A 16192-nucleotide genomic window follows, 5' to 3' on the forward strand; every position below is an offset into this window, starting at 1 on the left:
ATTAAGCCATGAGTGACGATATTACCGGTGATAGCGCCCAGACCATTGCAGTTGGCCAGCTTCGTGCCTTTATCGAGCGCATTGAACGATTGGAAGAAGAAAAGAGCACCATCAGTGAGGACATCAAGGAAGTGTTCGCGGAGCTCAAAGGCTCAGGCTTTGACACCAAGGCTGTTCGCGCAATCATCCGGGCTCGTAAGAAGGAAGCGCATGAGCGTCAGGAAGAAGAAGCGATGATCCAGCTTTATATGGACGCGTTGGGAATGAGTTAACGCTGCAGACGTGTGTAGTCATTCTCTTTCGTATGGCTCTTCGTAAATCCAGGGCGCTGAGTTTAGAGGTGCATAACTATGTAGCCAATTGAGAGTTTCAGCATATCGTTCAGCCTCGACCTCAATCAATGCACCATACTTGACGCCACCAACAAAAGCCTCCTCACCAGTCAGGCAATCCATAACGATCCAGTCGTCACCTGACAAATGCCACTTCATAAAACGCTGCATACGCACTCGTTTACCCCTCAGATGATGTGGCAACAAGTTTCAATATTAGCAGTATTTTATAGAGTTACAATAGATATTCAGCGCAGGGAAATACATATGGCGGCACCATCAAAAGAACAGCGCAAAGCAATCTCCCGCGGCGAGGTGGGAACCCTCAAATCCGATATTCGGGTGCATCGCGTTCCAAATCCGTTTTATTCACCGGATCACTCGGGTGAGAGCTGGAACCCGCCGAAGATCAAAGCCTATGTGAATATCAAGGAAAGCGCCGTGGGCACTCTCTATTCACGCGGCCATATCAATGATGCACAATGGGCGGCTGCTGGCCGGTTCCGTCAATATTGGGAGCGGTCGGGCGCGAAAGGCACAATTGCCATAGACTATGGCCGCGAGCAGGTGGATGGCGGTAAAGGTATCGACCCGCTGCCGGACAGCATGATTGATGCGGTGCAGCGGTTGAATGAATGCAAGCCTGTCCTTGGTCGAAAAGCCTTTGACCTGATGATCAAAGTCGTCGGGCAGGGCATGGAGATAAAGGATATGGCGGCCAATCACAGAGAGCGCACCACGTTAGGCGATTATCTCAAAGATGGGTTAGACGAGCTGGCTGTGCATTGGGGGTATAAAACACAATAGGCTGTTGCTCGTTATAACGGAATATACTATATTTTGTATTGTGGTGATTTGCGTTTAACGCGCAATCCGATTTGAGAGGCAGCTTAAAGGCTGCCTTTTTTATTGGCGACTACGCACTCAAACCGTAGCTATCTGTGGCCCCCCAGCATGACAGTAGATGAGCGCGTAGTCGAGAGCATCTCTTATTACTTTTGATTATTAAGTCCAGCTAATTTATTTAGCACATATCTTCCCCGCCCAACCCGCATGTAGAGTGCAGACTCCTCTTTACAATTTTCAGCACAATTCGCTGCGAGATAGGAATAATAACGAGGGAAACCCCAACCTGGGCATATTCGGCGCACGTCATGGGCTGAGAATGGTTCTTTAAGGGTGCGATCAACCACCACCGCATCAACAATAAGTTTGTGAATCTTGTCCCTCATAGATCACCTCCATATTACTGACTGTAAGATTAGGTGACGATCTTAAGATAAGCAACTACTGTTAGATGGTTTAGCTAATCCGCCTTCGCCTAAAGGTAGGGCAGCGCAGTTTGAATGCGCCGGTCGTGGTTCGATCCCATGAGGCGGAACCAGATGTTGCATTGGAAAGCAGCTCAGCTTGCTACTCAATTAAACAAGATATTGAATAAACAGCATTAAATATAATCAATATAGTGGTTATATAAATTAAATTTGTAGTGATTGAGCTTTTGCGCTCTAATGAGGTTCGACACTCCTCTTCTAAAGGAGGCGGAATTGCGTGATTTTCATTATTTGAATGATGCATAATCAACCTTCCAAAGTAATAAAAATTCCCCATGAATTTATATATTACTAATATAAAATTCTTAAGTAAATATGTATGCAATTCTTGGTGCACCGCTTAGTGCGGGGTTTTTTATTGTCTGATATCAAATTGAAAGGAAAACGCATGAAACTTTTACGAAGTATGTTCTTCGGTTGCATTGCTATGCTTGCTGCCGCCTTCTGCCTGAGTACGCCGGCTGCTGCATTTGATGTCAGCCCAGCAGTGTATGCAGTAAAACTCACCATTTCTGACTATGACGTGCCGGATGTCTTTAAGGCAGACGTTATCACTGTCGGCATCACATCGCTGCCTGATCGAAGTACCAACTCCCATGCTGTTGAGTACAATATTCAGAACCAGCCCAACTCGGCCTTCCGGCTTGCCGTTGATACCTACAAGCATATCGACCCGCACATTGCTGCAGGGCGTTGAGATTTTAATTTGCCGGTTTCACCCCGCCGTTCCTCACGGTTCGGCGCGGGTGCTCATTTCTATCTCCTCAGGAGAGAGGATAGATGTGATACTAAAGACAAACACTGCGGAGTGAGAATTAGTACATAATTGGCGCAAGCAACTTTATGGTATGTGCGATCTGGATTGGGTCTTTCTCGCCTTGCTCAGTTAAACGTATCACCGCCTTTGCAATTATTTCGCGTTTTTCTCCTGTGGTGGGGCATTCGCCTAAAATAGCGCAAACTTCGTTGTACATGTTTTGAAGCATATCCAACTGTTCGGGCGTGTAAGACCCGATATAATCCTTAGATCGAAATGGCATTGTATCCTCCCGCATGTAAGTAAAAACTAAAGTTACCACCTCTACGAATATTTGCGATTCATTTTTGCCAATGCTGTCTTAACCTTTTCGGCTGACCTGCATAAGGATGAACTATGCCCTTCCTCGAATTCACCTTTCAATCATTCTGGCACTTTATCGGGATGGTCATTCTCATGTGGACGGTACTCGCTGGCATTGCATGGATTGCAGCAGGAGCAAGGGGTAAGTGATGACCGATGAAGCGCCGGTAACAGGCAGGCCGACAGATTATAGTCAGGACATAGCTGATCTGATCTGTGAGAGGCTGGCAGACGGGGAGAGCCTACGCAGCATTTGTGAAGATGAAGCTCTCCCAGCTCGTTCTACGGTTTTCAGATGGCTTTCATTGCATCCTGAGTTTTCAGACCAGTACGCACGCGCACGCGAGGCACAAGGAGACGCTATTTTCGATGATATCCTTGAAATTGCCGATGATGGGCGCAATGACTGGATGGAGCGCCAGAACGGGGACGGCGAAAACATTGGCTGGCGGGAGAATGGTGAGGCATTGCGCCGATCAGCTTTGCGGGTCGATGCCCGTAAATGGATGGCCGGTAAGCTTCGCCCCAAGAAATACAGCGACAAGCTTGATCTGAATGTTTCTGGATCGCTCCAGTCTATGCCAGAGGAGCAATTAGATGCTCGGATCACTGAGTTACTCGGAAAAGTTGGAGCTGGAAAGCTTGCTGGCCGAGAGGGCGCACCGGAAGAAGGTGAATAGGCTCAAAGGGTATGAGCCTTATCCAAAACAGATAGAATTTCATAATGCAGGCGCTTCTTATCGGGAGCGCCTTTTTGCTGCCGGTAACCAGTTGGGCAAAACCCTATCCGGTGCGGCAGAGGTCGCCATGCATCTGACCGGAGAATATCCGTTCTGGTGGCAGGGCTTACGCTTTGACCATCCGATTGTGGTGATTGCAGGCTCCGAGAGCGGTGAGCTGACCCGTGATGGTGTGCAGCGCCTGCTTGTTGGTCAGCCTGACCGTGAAGAAGAATGGGGTACAGGTTTTATCCCGAAACGCTGCATCCAGCGCACGACGCGCAGACAGGGCGTTTCCAATGCCATTGATACGGTGACGGTCGGGCATGTGAGTGGCGGAGCTTCGTCTCTGCTGTTCAAATCCTATGACCAAGGTCGCTCAAAATGGCAGGCCAATACGGTGCACTTCGTCTGGTTTGATGAAGAACCGCCCTCAGACGTTTATTTTGAAGGTATCACGCGCACAAATGCCACCAAGGGCAGCGTGATGATGACCTATACGCCGCTCAAAGGTATGTCGGCGGTTTCTGCGCGGTTCTTTCTTGAAGATGCGCCGGATCGCATCAAGATCATGATGACCATTCAGGATGCGCTGCATTACTCGCAAGAGGAACGCGACCGCATTATTGCCAGCTACCCGGCACATGAGCGTGAAGCGCGCACCAAGGGCATACCGACACTCGGCTCCGGTCTGATCTTTCCGGTGGCTGAGGAAGATATTGTGGTGCAACCGTTTCCGATCCCTGCGCATTGGGTACAGATCGGCGGTATCGACTTTGGTTGGGATCACCCGACTGCTGCCACCAGCCTCGCATGGGATCGGGACAGCGATATTGTCTATGTCACAAGAGATTACCGCAAGCGTGAGGCAACACCGCTTATTCATGCAGCAGCATTGAAACCGTGGGGCGCATGGCTGCCGTGGTCGTGGCCGCATGACGGCTTGCAGCACGATAAAGGCTCCGGTGAGCAGATAGCGAAGCAATACAAAGAGCAGGGCATGAAGATGCTGCCGCAACGCGCGCAGTTTCTTGACGGTTCAAACGGTGTTGAGGCCGGACTGTCAGACATGTTGCTGCGGATGCAGACAGGGCGCTGGAAAGTATTCTCGACCTGTCAGGATTGGTTGCAGGAGCGCCAAACCTATCACCGGAAGGACGGCAAAGTTGTGAAAGAGCGTGATGACGTGATTTCTGCATCCCGTTACGCATTGATGATGTTGCGGTTTGCCAAGCAGGCACCGCCACCGGAAACCAGCCGCGCTTATCGCGGGTTCGGGCCAAATACCGGTTCAAGTTGGATGAGTGGGTAAAATATGGCTGAAAAAGCAATCGACAGCGAAGCGATATTTGACCGGCTCAAAGGCTGGTACAAAGACGATATCGATAAAGTGCGTGCATGGCGCAAACATGCCAAAGAGCATTTTGACTTTGTGGCGGGCAATCAGTGGTCAGATGGCGATCTGGTTGCCATGCAGGAGCAAAAGCGCCCTGTTCTAACCTTCAACAATATTGCGCCTCTGGCCAATGCGGTTGTTGGTTCTGAAATGAACAACCGTCGCGAAATGCGCTTTATCCCGCGTGAACAGGGTGATGCACACGCGAATGAAATCCTAACTGCTGGTGGCGAATGGTTTCGTGATGAAGCCAATGCTGAATATGAGGATAGTGAAGCTTTCCGCGATATGATTGTCAGCGGCCTCAGTTTCATGGATACGCGCCTTGATTATGAGGATGATCCAGACGGTGCGCCGGTGACTGAGCGCATTGATCCGTTTGAAATGGTGTTTCCATCAACTGCTCGTAAGCTCAACATGACTGATGCTATGCGCATGTTTCGCGTGCGGGAAATGAGCATTGAAGAAGCGCAAGATATGTTTCCGGATATGCCCAAAGAAGCGCTGCACGCCGGTTGGGCACGTGATGATGCAGGGCGGGACAATCCGCATCAAGTGAACCACGGCAATCGCTATTCTGATGATAATCAGGGTGAGCGGACATTCGAAGCAGGTGAGAAGGTTGTTATTGTTGAGGCGCGGTGGCTGGAACGTGAGCCGTATTATCGTGGCCTTGATCCGCAAAACCCACAGGCTATGCGCGAATTTACGACTGCTGAGGTCAAGCAGATCAATAAGGAAATGCCTGAGATTGCGCCAAGTCTGAAACTGGTGCGCCAGATGCGCAAAGTGGCAAGACGTGCATTTCTTGGCAACAGTCTGCTGGCTGAGATCGATAGCCCGTTGGCGCCGCAAGGCCGTCTTGGTTGGGATGTTATGACCGGCTATTTCGACACTAAAGACGGGCTGTTTTACGGTATTGTTCGCGCTGCAATTGATCCGCAGCGCTGGACGAACAAGTTCTTTAGCCAGATCATGCATCTGCTCAACTCGCAATCCAAAGGCGGGTTGCTGGCGGAAAAAGAGGCTTTCGATAATATTCGGCAGGCTGAGGAAACATGGGCAAGTCCGGATGCAATCACATGGGTGAATGCCGGAGCGTTGCAAAGCGGGCAAATCCAGCCCAAACCACCGGCGCAATTCCCGCAGGGCTTTTTCGCACTGTTCAACGAGAGCAAGGAAGCGATTACGCAAGTAACTGGTCTCTCACGGGAGTTTATCGGTACGCGTGAAGTTGATCAGGCTGGTGTGCTGGAAAACACCCGCAAGCAGTCATCGCTTGGGGTGCTTGCCTCCTTGTTCAATGCATTGCGGCTTTATCGCAAGCGTCAGGCAGAAACCATTCTCTATCTCTTGCAGAATTATTTGTCGGATGGCCGCCTAATCCGTGTCGTTGGTAAAGGACAAGAGCAATATCTGCCCTTGGTTCGCCAAGTCGACAAGAAATACGACATCATCATTGATGACAGCCCGACCAGCCCGAACGAAAAAGAGCGCACTTGGGCGGTGATGCAGAGCCTATTCCCGCTGATCGGTAATATGGTCACGCCGGATATTCTGCTTGAGCTTCTGGAGCTTTCACCGCTGCCAGCCTCACTTGTGGCAAGCATCAGAGAGCGCTCTAAACAAGCGCAGGAACAGCAAAGCCAGCAACCGCCGCAGCCTTCTCCGGAAGAAATTGCGGCTAAAACTAAGGCGGAGAGCGCACAAGCTGATCTGGCTGTTAAACAGCAGCTCGGGCAGATGAAATTGCAGGAAAAAGCGACTGAGCTTATGGTCAGGCAGCGCAAGGCTGAGATTGAGGCCGGTACTGCGGAGCAAAAAGGCAGACTGGATGCGCAACGCCTTGCCATTGAGGAGAGCCGCAATGCAATCCGTCGTACTTCAGAGGCGCGGCGCGGCTCAGCCATTTAACAAATAGCAGGGGGAAGCCCTGTTCTCGCTGAACCGAGCGCTATCGGTTGCCGTTGGTCACGTCAGACTATTCTCAAGGAAAAATCATGTCGGATATGGAAGAAGGCAAGCTCTCTGCTGAGGCAGAGGCTTATTTTTCGTCGGGCGGTGAAGTGCTGCCGGAAGATAAACTGAATACAGCTATCGAGCAGCCGGAAACAAGCGCTGTTCAGGAGCAGCCACAGCCGGAAGCCCCTGTGACAGATGGGGACAGCGCTGAGCAGGAAGGTGATCCTAATCGTACCGTGCCTTATGGTGCACTCAGCAAAGAGCGCAGCAGGCGCAAGGAAATTGAGGCTAAACTGCAAGCTGAAATAACAGCGAAAGCAGTCCTTGAAGACCGTTGGAACACTCTCGCTCAGGCTATGCGGCAGAATGGTGAGGCTGCGGCTGTCGACGATGATCCGGAACCAGATCCGACTGTTGATATCTTCGCCCATATGCAGTGGCAAGGTCGGCAGAATAAGAAAGTGCTCGAACAAATTCAGGAGCGAGAAACCCAAGCTGCACAACAGCAACAGGTTCAGGCTCAGGAAAGAGCTGTTGCTGATTACTGGCGGGATTCATGTCAGGAATTTGCAACTCAGTCGCCAGACTATGGGGATGCTGTACATTTTCTGTCCGAAACCCGTGACAAGCAGTTGCAGTCTATGGCGGCGGCTTATCCTCAGTTCCAGACGCAAGAAGGGCGTAATCAGCAAATGAACGCCGAGCTGCGTGATATCGTAATCACGGCGGCAAAAACCGGCCAGTCACCTGCACAGGTGATTTATAATATGTCCAAAGCATACGGCTTTACTGGTGCCGCTCCGGCTCCAAATGCAGCAGCAGAACAGCTAAAGACAATTCAGGATGCGCAGTCGCGTAATAAAACAGTTGCTCAGGCAAGTGGCGCGCCAAGTGGTGATGTACTGACCTCTCAAGCGATTGCAGACATGTCGCCGGAAGATTTCGAGCGGTGGTACACCAAGCCTGAAAATCAGACACGTCTTATCAAGGTGCTTGGCGGTCGTTGAGCACAGCAATGAAGCCTCGGTATGCTTTCAAACTGCCCTTCGTCATTCGGGACGTCAGACCGAACCGCAGCAGGCGTAATCCTGCTTTCCGCTTAGCCGCGCGGCGTGATGCGCAAGCATTAACTCAAATTCCCAATCAGATTTTGGAGGTTTAGCCCGATGGCTACCACTGTTCAGCCCGTCAATGATGCATTGACTGTAAAACTCTGGTCTCAGCGTATGGATGTTGAGGCACTCAAAGAAACAACCGCCTATCAGTATATGGGCGAAAAGGCCGGTTCTCTGTGCCAGATCATGACCGAAACCAAAAAAGGTGCCGGTGACCAGATCACATGGGGCATTCGTATGTTGGCTACCGGTGACGGTACGACTGAAAACGAAGTGCAGGAAGGTAATGAAGAAAGCCTGACCCGCCAGAGCGACAAGATGGTGATCAACGAACTTGGTCATGCCCATCGCGTCCGCAACGAAGGTACAATTGATCGTCAGCGCGTACCTTACAATATGCGTGAAGAAAGCTATGACAGCCTGAAGGACTGGATGGCCGACCGTATTGATACATGGTTCTTCAACCAGCTCGCGGGCAATACCTTTGTCACCAATGGCAAATATACCGGTTTCAATGCCGCCATTGCTCCAAGTGCTGGCCGCATCCTGCGCGCCGGTGGTAAAGCAACGGATCAGGCACTTGTTGCTGCTGATGTGTTCAAACTGCAAATGATCGACGATGCTGTGAACCGTGCGAAAAACGCGGCTCCAATGGTGCGTCCGATCAAGGGCTTGGGCGCGGATATTGATTATGTCTGCTTTATTCATCCGGATCAGACGCTCTCAATGCGCAAGGACGTGGCAACGGTCGGCAACTGGTTTGACCTGCAGGGCAAACGCTTGCAGGGCGGTGATATCGACAAGAACGGTCTCTATACCGGTGCGCTCGGTGTTTATAACCGTACGCTGATTGTTGAGAACAGCCGTGTACCGCTTGGCATCGATGCAACCGACCCGGCAAGCCTCAAGCAGAAAGCCAATACCCGCCGTGCAATATTCTGCGGTGCGCAGTCGGCCTCGATGGCGTTTGGTAAAGACGGCGGCAAAAACAAGTTCAAATGGGTGGAAGATCTGTTTGACTATGATCGTGAACTTGGTGTTCGTGCCAGCATGATCGGCGGCCTTAAAAAGACCGTTTATGACGGCGTGGATTACGGCACCGTTGTGTTGACCTCTTTTGCTGCACCGGCTGCATAAATCCTGATTGGGCGGGTCATTCCCGCCCTTTCTCTTTTGTGAAAGGCGAGGTCATATGGCGATTACAGTTGTAACATCGGGGCCGAATTTCACCGGTGGCGATTATACATTTCCGCAACTTATCGCAGATATTTCCCGCGATGTTGACGATACGACCGGTGAATATACTGCTGATATCCAGCGCGCGATTGCGGCTTCAATCCGTTATTGCGAGCGCGAAACCTATTATTTCAATGAAACCCGTGATGTGACGTTTAATACCGTTGCCGATCAGCAATGGTATGGCGCACCAGCTCATGAGCAAATTCCGCGCCTTGTGCATATTCAGGCTGCTTATCGTGAGGATAATGCAGGAAATGTGCTCGATCTGCGTCGTGATACGCCGGAAAATATGGAACGGCTTTCAGACCGTAATGCTGTCAAAGGCGAACCGGTTTCCTATACCTATTTCAATCAGCAATTGCGCCTCTATCCGGTGCCGGATGATGCTTATAAAATCCGCTTGCAGCTTGGCGCATATCGTCTTGCACCATTGACCAGCTTTGAAATCCCCAATGCATGGGTGACTGAGGCCTATGACCTTATCAAAGCCCGCGCCAAATATATTTTGGCTAAAGATACGCTCAAAGACCCGCAGGTCGCCACAGAAGCGCTAAGTGATTATCAGGATCAGCACAAAGCTTTGAAGCGAGAAACAACCTCACGCAATGCGCGGGGAGTTATCCGTGCGACAGCATTTTAAGGTATAATCCATGCCGACAATCCCATTTGCAGAATTTCGCCCCGATGTTTCTGATCTGAACGGAGCTTACACCGGTGATGTGAACAATGTGCTCTGCGCTGACGGGTCTTATATCCCGTTTCCTCAGTTTAAACCTTTGTCGCAAGCGCTGCCTACTGCCTGTCTCGGTGGATTTATGGCGCGCGATGATCTGGGCGGCACCTATATTTTTGCAGGCACAGCAACGGGGCTTTTTCGGCTGGATAATACCGATCTGGGATGGGTCAATATATCGAAGACCGACACGCAGTATAATGCCAGCCGAGAGGCACGATGGTCATTTGCGCAATTTGGCACTTTTGTAATCGCGGTGAATGAAAACGACAATCCGCAGGTGATTGAGCTTGGGCAGGCGTTGTTTCGTGATCTTGGCGGGAATCCGCCCCGCGCTGCGATTGTGCGGGTCTGGGGTGATTTTGTTGCTCTGATGGGGCTGCCTGCGCATCCGCGCCGTGTATGGTGGTCTGGTTTAAATGATGCAGAGCACTGGACTGTTGGTAGCAAGAATTGCGATTATCAGGAGTTTCCTGATGGTGGCGTGGTTCAAGGTTCAACTGAGGCGACGAACCCGCTTGTGTTTCAGGAAAAAGCAATCCGGCGGGTGACCTTTGTTCCAGGCTCGGTTGAGATATTCACCTTTCAGAAAATTCATGATCAGCGCGGCGCGCGTTCACGTCTTTCTATCGCGTCGCGTGCAAATCTGGCTTTTTATGCTGACGAGGGCGGGTTCTTCCAGATTGCTCCTGACGGCTCTATGGCCAATATCGGCTTTGAAAAAGTTGACCGCACGGTTTTTGATCAGGTAGAATGGTCGGATACTGCTGAAATCATGGGCGTTGTCGATCCGTTTTACTCTCGTGTATATTTTGCAATCCGGCGCTTCGGTAATGAGAATTACAATCAGATATATATCTATGATTGGGCGCTGAGCCGTTGGACAAAGGCTGATATTGCCGCATCCATGCTCATGTCTGCTGCCACACTTGGTTATACGCTGGAAGGGCTGGACGCGGTTTCAACTTCGATTGATGCCCTGCCTTATTCGCTTGATGCCCGTTCATGGCAGGGCGGTTCGCCTGTACTGGCGGCTTTTACGCCGGATGGGGCACTTGGCTTCTTCAACGGCCAGACGCAGGAAGCCGTGATTACTACACAGGAGATCGGCGATACCACCGGCGGCGTGACACGTATTCATGAAACCTATCTGATTGCCGATACAGATGATGCCCGCTTGGCGATTGGCTCACGCTTTCGCCGTTCAGAAGCTTTTCGCTGGCAGGATGAGCAAGCGCCATCCTCACGCACCGGCATGTATCGTCGCATGTCCCGTTCGCGGTTTCATAAAGTTAGAGTTCGCATCCCTGCCGGTTCAATCTGGACGCATGCGCAAGGCATTGAAACCAAAATCAGCACGGCAGGTATGAAATGACACTCGACATTCATCTGACAAACGATTGGCCGCCGGAGCGTATTGCGCATTATGGCCGACAAATCACCGCCTCTATGCAGCGAATGGTAGCGCGGTTTCCCAAAGATATCGAAATCAAATCCCTGATGAAGGAAATCCTGTCAGGTGAGCGCCAGCTATGGCTGATCCTCGATGGCGAGGAATATGTTTCCTTTGTGCTCACTGAAATCAAACATAATCAGGCAACAGATCACCGCACAATCATGGTGACGGTACTGGCCGGTGAAGATGGTTTGGACAGCACGCCATTGATTGAAAAAATCGAACAATATGGCCGTGATCAGGGTTGCCATGAATGCAGCGTTCTTGGCCGCTTGGGCTGGAAACGTGCATTAGCAAAACAGGGCTACGGCGCTGAGCTGGCAATGTTTCGGAAAGGACTTGCATAATGGGTAAAAAAGGCGGCTCACAGACACAGACAACCGAGAATAAGCCGCCTGCATGGGCGGCTCCTTTGTTTCAAAAGTCTGCCAGCGAGGCAATGGATCTTTATAACAGCGGTAAAGGTGGCAATGTCTATCAAGGCCAGACCGTTGCCGATCTTGGAGCCAATACGCAGGCCGGTATTGGTAGCGTCATGAATGGTGGCGCGGATTATGGCGCGCTGAAACAGCAGGCCGGACAGCCAACCAGTGCGCAATCCAATTTGCAAGATTATGCCTCCGGCAAATATCTCAAAGAGGGTAATCCCTATTATCGTGAGCGGTTGAACAATGAAATCAGCTCAGCCAATGACCTGATCCAAAGCCAGTTTGCCGGATCAGGGCGCTATGGCTCCGGCGCGAACACCGATGTGCTTGGCAAGAACACCACCAATATGCTGCTGCAAGGGTTGGAGAGCGATTACAACCGTGCAATGGATAATCAGTTCAAGGCTGTTGGCGCGATTGATGCAGCCAATGCGCAGTCTATTCAGAGCCAGCTTGGTGTGGATGCCGCGCAGCTTGGTCGTGGTCAGGCACAGATCGGTGCAGGGCAGCTACAGGATAAGAACGCTCAGGATAAATTGCAGGCCGATTATGCCAAGTGGCAGGCAGAGGATATGAAGGACTGGACGCGGCTCGGCCTGTTGCAGAGTGCTGCTGCTGGTTCTGCGGGCAATTATGGCACTAATGTTCAGACGGTCAATCAGCCGTCTAATCCGCTTGGTGCGCTTGGTGCTGTCGGTTCGTTGTTCATGAAATCTGACGCGCGGCTCAAAGAAAATATTGAACACACCGGCGCTTATGAGAATGGGCTGCCAATGTATGAATTCAATTATATGGGCGAACCCACACGCTTCCGTGGCCTGATGGCGCATGATGTGGCCGATAAGTATCCGGATGCGGTTGTGCTGGAAGATGACGGCTATCTGGCGGTCAATTACGACGCTCTCGGCATTAACATAGAGGTGGTGGCGTATGTTTAATGCTTTGAAAGGCGCAGGCAGCGCCATGAACACCATTGCACAACCAACAGCTGCCGCCAGCGGTGGATTTCTCAGTGGTATCGGTGGCAAGCTGGAAAGTTTTCAGCAGGCAATTGCTGGCACGCCTGAGAACCGCAATATGTTCTCTCAAGCCTTGCAGGATATGAGCGGCGGCAAACTCGGTAAGTATCGCTCTGAAATGACGGACGCAGAAAAGAGCAGGCAGGATTTGCTTGCCCAGATCGGACAGAACCAGCCCAAAGCACAATTCTCACCAGTACAGATGGCTGGTGGTCAGCAGGGGAACCCGCTCTCAGCCTATATCGCTCAGATCATGGGGAAAGGTGGTCAGGTATAATGCGCAATCTTCTCACAAGCTTTCTTGATCAGCGTGAAACTATCGGCAATTTGCTGGCTCCATTTCTGACAGGGCAGCCACAACAGTTTGCGCCGCGACCAAATCCGAACATGCTTTTGCAGGGTGCAGAAGCTGCACAACAGCCCGCGCCGCCGTTACCCGTGCCAATAGATGTGTTGCAACAGCAGGTCGCACAGGTGCCACGAGCGGTCGATCCAATGCCGACACACTCAACATCCCAAGCAATGCCAGCACAGCCGCCGCAGTCCAAATCTGGCGGCTTTTTTGATGGTCTGTCCAAGTTTGGCAAAAGCGATTTCGGTCAGCGTTTAGGCGATATGTTTCTGGGCTGGGGCATGGGCGGCACTATGCAGGACAGCCTGTCAAAAGGCAGTCAGATGATTGCCGCCGGTAATCAGGACAGGAAGACGAAGAAAAACCAGAACCAGACTGTTGAATGGCTGAAAAGCAAAGGGATGGATGAAAGCGAAGCGCAGGCCGTTGCCAGTGACCGCGCTTCTCTCAACGCCTATCTGATCGCCATGCGCAAAGGTGTTGATCCGATGCAGGCGCTCCAACAGCGCAAGATGGAACTGGAAATTCAGAAGCTGGAAAACCCGCAGCTCTCACCGTCTGACCAACTCGCCCGCGAGAAATTCGAGTGGGAGAAAAACAACGGTGGTGGGGCTACTGAATATGGTCTTAATCCTATTTGGGGGCAGGATGATCAGGGCAAACCAGTTTTGGGCGTTCTTGGTAAAAACGGTTCTTTCAAGCAGGTCGATACAGGCGGGTTTGATATTTCGTCCGGTACTGAACAAATCGATCTTGGTGATAGTTATGCCATTAAGGACAAGCGCTCCGGTCAGATTATTGGCTCCGTTCCTAAAAATCTTGCAAATGCTGAGAAAGAAAAAGTCGTAGGAAAGGCGCAGGGAGAGGCTTTCACTGCGCTTCCTTCTGATCTTGCGAGGAGTGAACAAACGATTGCTGATATTGATACACTGCTCTCACATGACGGGTTATCTGCAATTGTGGGGCCTGCTGACCAGTACCGTCCCAATTGGACAATGGGAGCAAGTGGGCGTGATGCACTGACCTATATCAAAAAGCTTCAAGGCGGCGCGTTTCTTCAGGCATTCGGCATGCTCAAAGGCGGTGGCGCTATCACTGAAATTGAAGGCGCAAAAGCGGAAGCAGCAATGGCGAGAATGGATCGCTCGCTAAGCGAGGATGATTTTAAAACTGCGCTAAAGGATTTTCGAAGCGCAGTCTCAGACGGCATGCAGAAATTAAAGCAGAAAGCTGGTGGAAACACAGATGCAGCGTATCCTCCTGCTGGCACAGCCAAAGTTAACAGTCAGGCTGAATTTGATGCTCTGCCGAGTGGCACACAATTTACGGCACCGGATGGAAGTATTCGGAGGAAACCATAATGGCAAATTGGTGGGAAGCTGCGCCTCTTGTTGAGCAGACACAGACAGACACAGCAGGCGGCAACTGGTGGGATGCTGCCCCACTGGTTGAACAATCTGCACCACAGCCTCAGGCTGATGATCAGTCTGGTTATGGCTCGCAGATGTTTTCAGGCCTGATGGAAGGTGCGACAGGCGCACTGGGCGCTCCTGTTGATCTGATGAATAATTTCGTCGTTAAGCCAGCCGTCAGCGGCGTAAATGCGCTTTTCGGTACGAACATTAAAGCCTCTGATGCGCCTCTCGGTGGCTCCTCTGGATTGCGTCAAGGGCTGGCAATATCTCCAGAAAGTGATGACAGCGGTCAACAATTCGCCCGCCGTGTCTCACAATCCGTAGGTGGTGCAATCGTGCCACTCGCTGGAACGGCGCAGACCGCAGGGCAGCTTGCCGCAGGACTTGGTGCAGCGGCAGGTGGTGGCGTTGTCGGCGCAACAGCGCAGCAACTTTTCCCTGATAATATCGGGGCTGAAATTGCCGGTGAATTACTTGGCGGTATCGGTTCGGGTGGTACGATTGCTGGTATAGCAAACCGTTCCACCCGCAAAGCAGCAGAAAGGTCTATTCCATCTATTGAGCAGCTCAAACAGGGCGCAAAAGACGCTTATGAGGCGGCAGATAATGCAGGCGTTGTTTATTCTCCTAATGCTATCGAAAAACTCAAAAGCACTATCGTGCCTGAACTTGCGGACTTTGGTTATAGGCCAGACTTACATAGTGGTGTGAAAAATGCTCTCGATGTGATCGGCGAACTTTCAGGAAAAAATATTACGCTGAAAGGCTTGGAGCAGGCACGCAAGGCGATGGGGGCAGGTTATAAAGGCCCACTTTCAGATTTCAGGAAAGAGAATAATGCCGCACTAAAAAAAGTGATAGATTCTTTTGACAATATGGTCACAAAGCCGGGGCGTGGCGATATCCTTATGGGAAATCAGCAAGAGGGCATTAGAGCGCTGCAACAAGCCCGCAATCTGTGGCAGAGATCAGCCAAGGCCGAACAGATTGAGTATGCATTTAACAAAGCAAAAGATCGCGCTGGCAAAGCCGGAACCGGTGGTAATATTGACAACACCATACGGCAGGAAATCGATAAGGTACGCCAAAAAGGTAAGGGCTTCACTGTGGGTGAACAGCGAGCTATGGCGGAAATCGCCAATGGAACGGCGGTGCGTAATCTATTGCGCTTAGGCGGAGGGCTGTCTCCTACGCGCGGCGGATTGCCTCTTTTACTCAATGCAGGGGCGGCACTTGGAACCGGCGGGCTATCCCTTGCTGCAAGCGGTGGCGGATTAGCAGCAAAGATGGCAGCGGATCACAGTACGAAAAGCGCCGTCGATAGATTATCAGCGCTTATCCGTTCAGGAGGTAACGCACCTAAGTGGACTACTGGTGAGTTAAACAATCGGATTGTTGAGGCGTTATTAGCGTCGCAAGCTGCCAGCCAATCAGATAAATAATAAAGGCGAACCTTAAATTAATAACATTTACCAGAGGCGCCATAAAAGCAAGGATAGGAGGAGTACGATCATCCACACACCGACTTCTATATTGTTGAGGCGGCGACGGATGCCAACAAGATTAAAATTA

The 16192-nt window shown here is 51.2% G+C and carries 18 protein-coding genes and 1 tRNA gene; 16 read left to right on the plus strand and 3 right to left on the minus strand.

Translation table 11 applies throughout. From position 1 onward, the window contains the following. Window positions 1-8 precede the first annotated feature (8 nt). On the plus strand, window positions 9-272 hold the full coding sequence (locus tag LDL70_RS16860) for a DUF2312 domain-containing protein (protein ID WP_075656917.1): 264 nt from the start codon (window positions 9-11) through the stop codon (window positions 270-272). Between the two features lie 18 nt (window positions 273-290). Here LDL70_RS16860 and LDL70_RS16865 read toward each other — a convergent pair whose 3' ends face one another. Next, window positions 291-509 (minus strand): hypothetical protein, encoded by a 219-nt coding sequence (locus LDL70_RS16865; protein WP_139316432.1) that lies wholly within the window; start codon window positions 507-509, stop codon window positions 291-293. 90 nt (window positions 510-599) lie between these two features. On the opposite strand from LDL70_RS16865, the gene LDL70_RS16870 reads away from it, so the two are divergent. Continuing rightward, complete coding sequence (locus LDL70_RS16870) at window positions 600-1139, plus strand: hypothetical protein (RefSeq protein ID WP_225689196.1); 540 nt, start codon at window positions 600-602, stop codon at window positions 1137-1139. Window positions 1140-1324: 185 nt separating this feature from the next. On the opposite strand, the gene LDL70_RS16875 is transcribed toward LDL70_RS16870, so the two are convergent. After that, a complete protein-coding gene (locus LDL70_RS16875; protein ID WP_116089444.1) occupies window positions 1325-1564 on the minus strand; it encodes a hypothetical protein in 240 nt (79 codons plus the stop codon). Window positions 1565-1642: 78 nt separating this feature from the next. Here LDL70_RS16875 and LDL70_RS16880 point away from each other — a divergent pair. Then, window positions 1643-1716 (plus strand) — tRNA-Gln (locus LDL70_RS16880). A 308-nt stretch (window positions 1717-2024) separates the two neighbouring features. Next, entirely contained in the window at window positions 2025-2363 is a 339-nt protein-coding gene (locus LDL70_RS16885; protein ID WP_225689198.1) for a hypothetical protein, read from the plus strand. A gap of 118 nt (window positions 2364-2481) precedes the next feature. Here LDL70_RS16885 and LDL70_RS16890 read toward each other — a convergent pair whose 3' ends face one another. Further along, the gene (locus tag LDL70_RS16890) at window positions 2482-2706 is read right to left on the minus strand and encodes a hypothetical protein (RefSeq protein WP_028233507.1); all 225 of its coding nucleotides are present in this window, start codon (window positions 2704-2706) and stop codon (window positions 2482-2484) included. A gap of 229 nt (window positions 2707-2935) precedes the next feature. Here LDL70_RS16890 and LDL70_RS16895 point away from each other — a divergent pair, with 229 nt between their 5' ends. The 12 genes from LDL70_RS16895 to LDL70_RS16950 all read left to right on the plus strand — a co-directional run bounded on the left by LDL70_RS16895 (window position 2936) and on the right by LDL70_RS16950 (window position 16062). Continuing rightward, window positions 2936-3466: a terminase small subunit protein gene (locus LDL70_RS16895; RefSeq protein ID WP_225689200.1), complete on the plus strand. Its 531-nt coding sequence runs from the start codon at window positions 2936-2938 to the stop codon at window positions 3464-3466. After that, window positions 3384-4817, plus strand: coding sequence for a terminase large subunit domain-containing protein (locus LDL70_RS16900; RefSeq protein ID WP_225689202.1), 1434 nt, complete (start codon window positions 3384-3386; stop codon window positions 4815-4817). Before LDL70_RS16895 ends, LDL70_RS16900 begins: the two co-directional genes overlap by 83 nt. A 3-nt stretch (window positions 4818-4820) precedes the next feature. After that, the gene (locus LDL70_RS16905) at window positions 4821-6815 is read left to right on the plus strand and encodes a phage portal protein (protein WP_225689204.1); all 1995 of its coding nucleotides are present in this window, start codon (window positions 4821-4823) and stop codon (window positions 6813-6815) included. An 86-nt stretch (window positions 6816-6901) separates the two neighbouring features. Next, entirely contained in the window at window positions 6902-7870 is a 969-nt protein-coding gene (locus LDL70_RS16910; RefSeq protein WP_225689206.1) for a hypothetical protein, read from the plus strand. Between the two features lie 159 nt (window positions 7871-8029). Then, window positions 8030-9115 (plus strand): N4-gp56 family major capsid protein, encoded by a 1086-nt coding sequence (locus tag LDL70_RS16915; RefSeq protein WP_075657637.1) that lies wholly within the window; start codon window positions 8030-8032, stop codon window positions 9113-9115. 55 nt (window positions 9116-9170) lie between these two features. Then, window positions 9171-9857, plus strand: coding sequence for a hypothetical protein (locus tag LDL70_RS16920; protein WP_225689208.1), 687 nt, complete (start codon window positions 9171-9173; stop codon window positions 9855-9857). 10 nt (window positions 9858-9867) lie between these two features. Next, complete coding sequence (locus tag LDL70_RS16925; RefSeq protein WP_225689209.1) at window positions 9868-11325, plus strand: hypothetical protein; 1458 nt, start codon at window positions 9868-9870, stop codon at window positions 11323-11325. Continuing rightward, window positions 11322-11753: a hypothetical protein gene (locus tag LDL70_RS16930; protein WP_213597379.1), complete on the plus strand. Its 432-nt coding sequence runs from the start codon at window positions 11322-11324 to the stop codon at window positions 11751-11753. The genes LDL70_RS16925 and LDL70_RS16930 overlap by 4 nt, the downstream gene beginning before the upstream one ends. Then, window positions 11753-12772 (plus strand): tail fiber domain-containing protein, encoded by a 1020-nt coding sequence (locus LDL70_RS16935; protein WP_225689211.1) that lies wholly within the window; start codon window positions 11753-11755, stop codon window positions 12770-12772. Before LDL70_RS16930 ends, LDL70_RS16935 begins: the two co-directional genes overlap by 1 nt. Beyond that, on the plus strand, window positions 12765-13130 hold the full coding sequence (locus LDL70_RS16940; RefSeq protein WP_225689213.1) for a hypothetical protein: 366 nt from the start codon (window positions 12765-12767) through the stop codon (window positions 13128-13130). Before LDL70_RS16935 ends, LDL70_RS16940 begins: the two co-directional genes overlap by 8 nt. Next, entirely contained in the window at window positions 13130-14566 is a 1437-nt protein-coding gene (locus tag LDL70_RS16945) for a hypothetical protein (RefSeq protein WP_225689215.1), read from the plus strand. Before LDL70_RS16940 ends, LDL70_RS16945 begins: the two co-directional genes overlap by 1 nt. Next, window positions 14566-16062, plus strand: a complete 1497-nt coding sequence (locus tag LDL70_RS16950) for a hypothetical protein (RefSeq protein WP_225689216.1) — start codon at window positions 14566-14568, stop codon at window positions 16060-16062. The genes LDL70_RS16945 and LDL70_RS16950 overlap by 1 nt, the downstream gene beginning before the upstream one ends. Window positions 16063-16192 lie beyond the last annotated feature (130 nt).

The sequence above is a fragment of the Pseudochrobactrum sp. XF203 genome, from assembly GCF_020341615.1.
GTDB classification, from domain to species: domain Bacteria; phylum Pseudomonadota; class Alphaproteobacteria; order Rhizobiales; family Rhizobiaceae; genus Pseudochrobactrum; species Pseudochrobactrum saccharolyticum.

Bases quoted from the DNA above. Each gene is read 5' to 3' on its own strand.
- LDL70_RS16860 (WP_075656917.1), top strand. From the start codon at position 9: ATGAGTGACGATATTACCGGTGATAGCGCCCAGACCATTGCAGTTGGC.
- LDL70_RS16870 (WP_225689196.1), top strand. From the start codon at position 600: ATGGCGGCACCATCAAAAGAACAGCGCAAAGCAATCTCCCGCGGCGAG.
- LDL70_RS16875 (WP_116089444.1), bottom strand. From the start codon at position 1,564: ATGAGGGACAAGATTCACAAACTTATTGTTGATGCGGTGGTGGTTGAT.
- LDL70_RS16890 (WP_028233507.1), bottom strand. From the start codon at position 2,706: ATGCCATTTCGATCTAAGGATTATATCGGGTCTTACACGCCCGAACAG.
- LDL70_RS16895 (WP_225689200.1), top strand. From the start codon at position 2,936: ATGACCGATGAAGCGCCGGTAACAGGCAGGCCGACAGATTATAGTCAG.
- LDL70_RS16900 (WP_225689202.1), top strand. From the start codon at position 3,384: ATGCTCGGATCACTGAGTTACTCGGAAAAGTTGGAGCTGGAAAGCTTG.
- LDL70_RS16905 (WP_225689204.1), top strand. From the start codon at position 4,821: ATGGCTGAAAAAGCAATCGACAGCGAAGCGATATTTGACCGGCTCAAA.
- LDL70_RS16910 (WP_225689206.1), top strand. From the start codon at position 6,902: ATGTCGGATATGGAAGAAGGCAAGCTCTCTGCTGAGGCAGAGGCTTAT.
- LDL70_RS16915 (WP_075657637.1), top strand. From the start codon at position 8,030: ATGGCTACCACTGTTCAGCCCGTCAATGATGCATTGACTGTAAAACTC.
- LDL70_RS16920 (WP_225689208.1), top strand. From the start codon at position 9,171: ATGGCGATTACAGTTGTAACATCGGGGCCGAATTTCACCGGTGGCGAT.
- LDL70_RS16925 (WP_225689209.1), top strand. From the start codon at position 9,868: ATGCCGACAATCCCATTTGCAGAATTTCGCCCCGATGTTTCTGATCTG.
- LDL70_RS16930 (WP_213597379.1), top strand. From the start codon at position 11,322: ATGACACTCGACATTCATCTGACAAACGATTGGCCGCCGGAGCGTATT.
- LDL70_RS16935 (WP_225689211.1), top strand. From the start codon at position 11,753: ATGGGTAAAAAAGGCGGCTCACAGACACAGACAACCGAGAATAAGCCG.
- LDL70_RS16940 (WP_225689213.1), top strand. From the start codon at position 12,765: ATGTTTAATGCTTTGAAAGGCGCAGGCAGCGCCATGAACACCATTGCA.
- LDL70_RS16945 (WP_225689215.1), top strand. From the start codon at position 13,130: ATGCGCAATCTTCTCACAAGCTTTCTTGATCAGCGTGAAACTATCGGC.
- LDL70_RS16950 (WP_225689216.1), top strand. From the start codon at position 14,566: ATGGCAAATTGGTGGGAAGCTGCGCCTCTTGTTGAGCAGACACAGACA.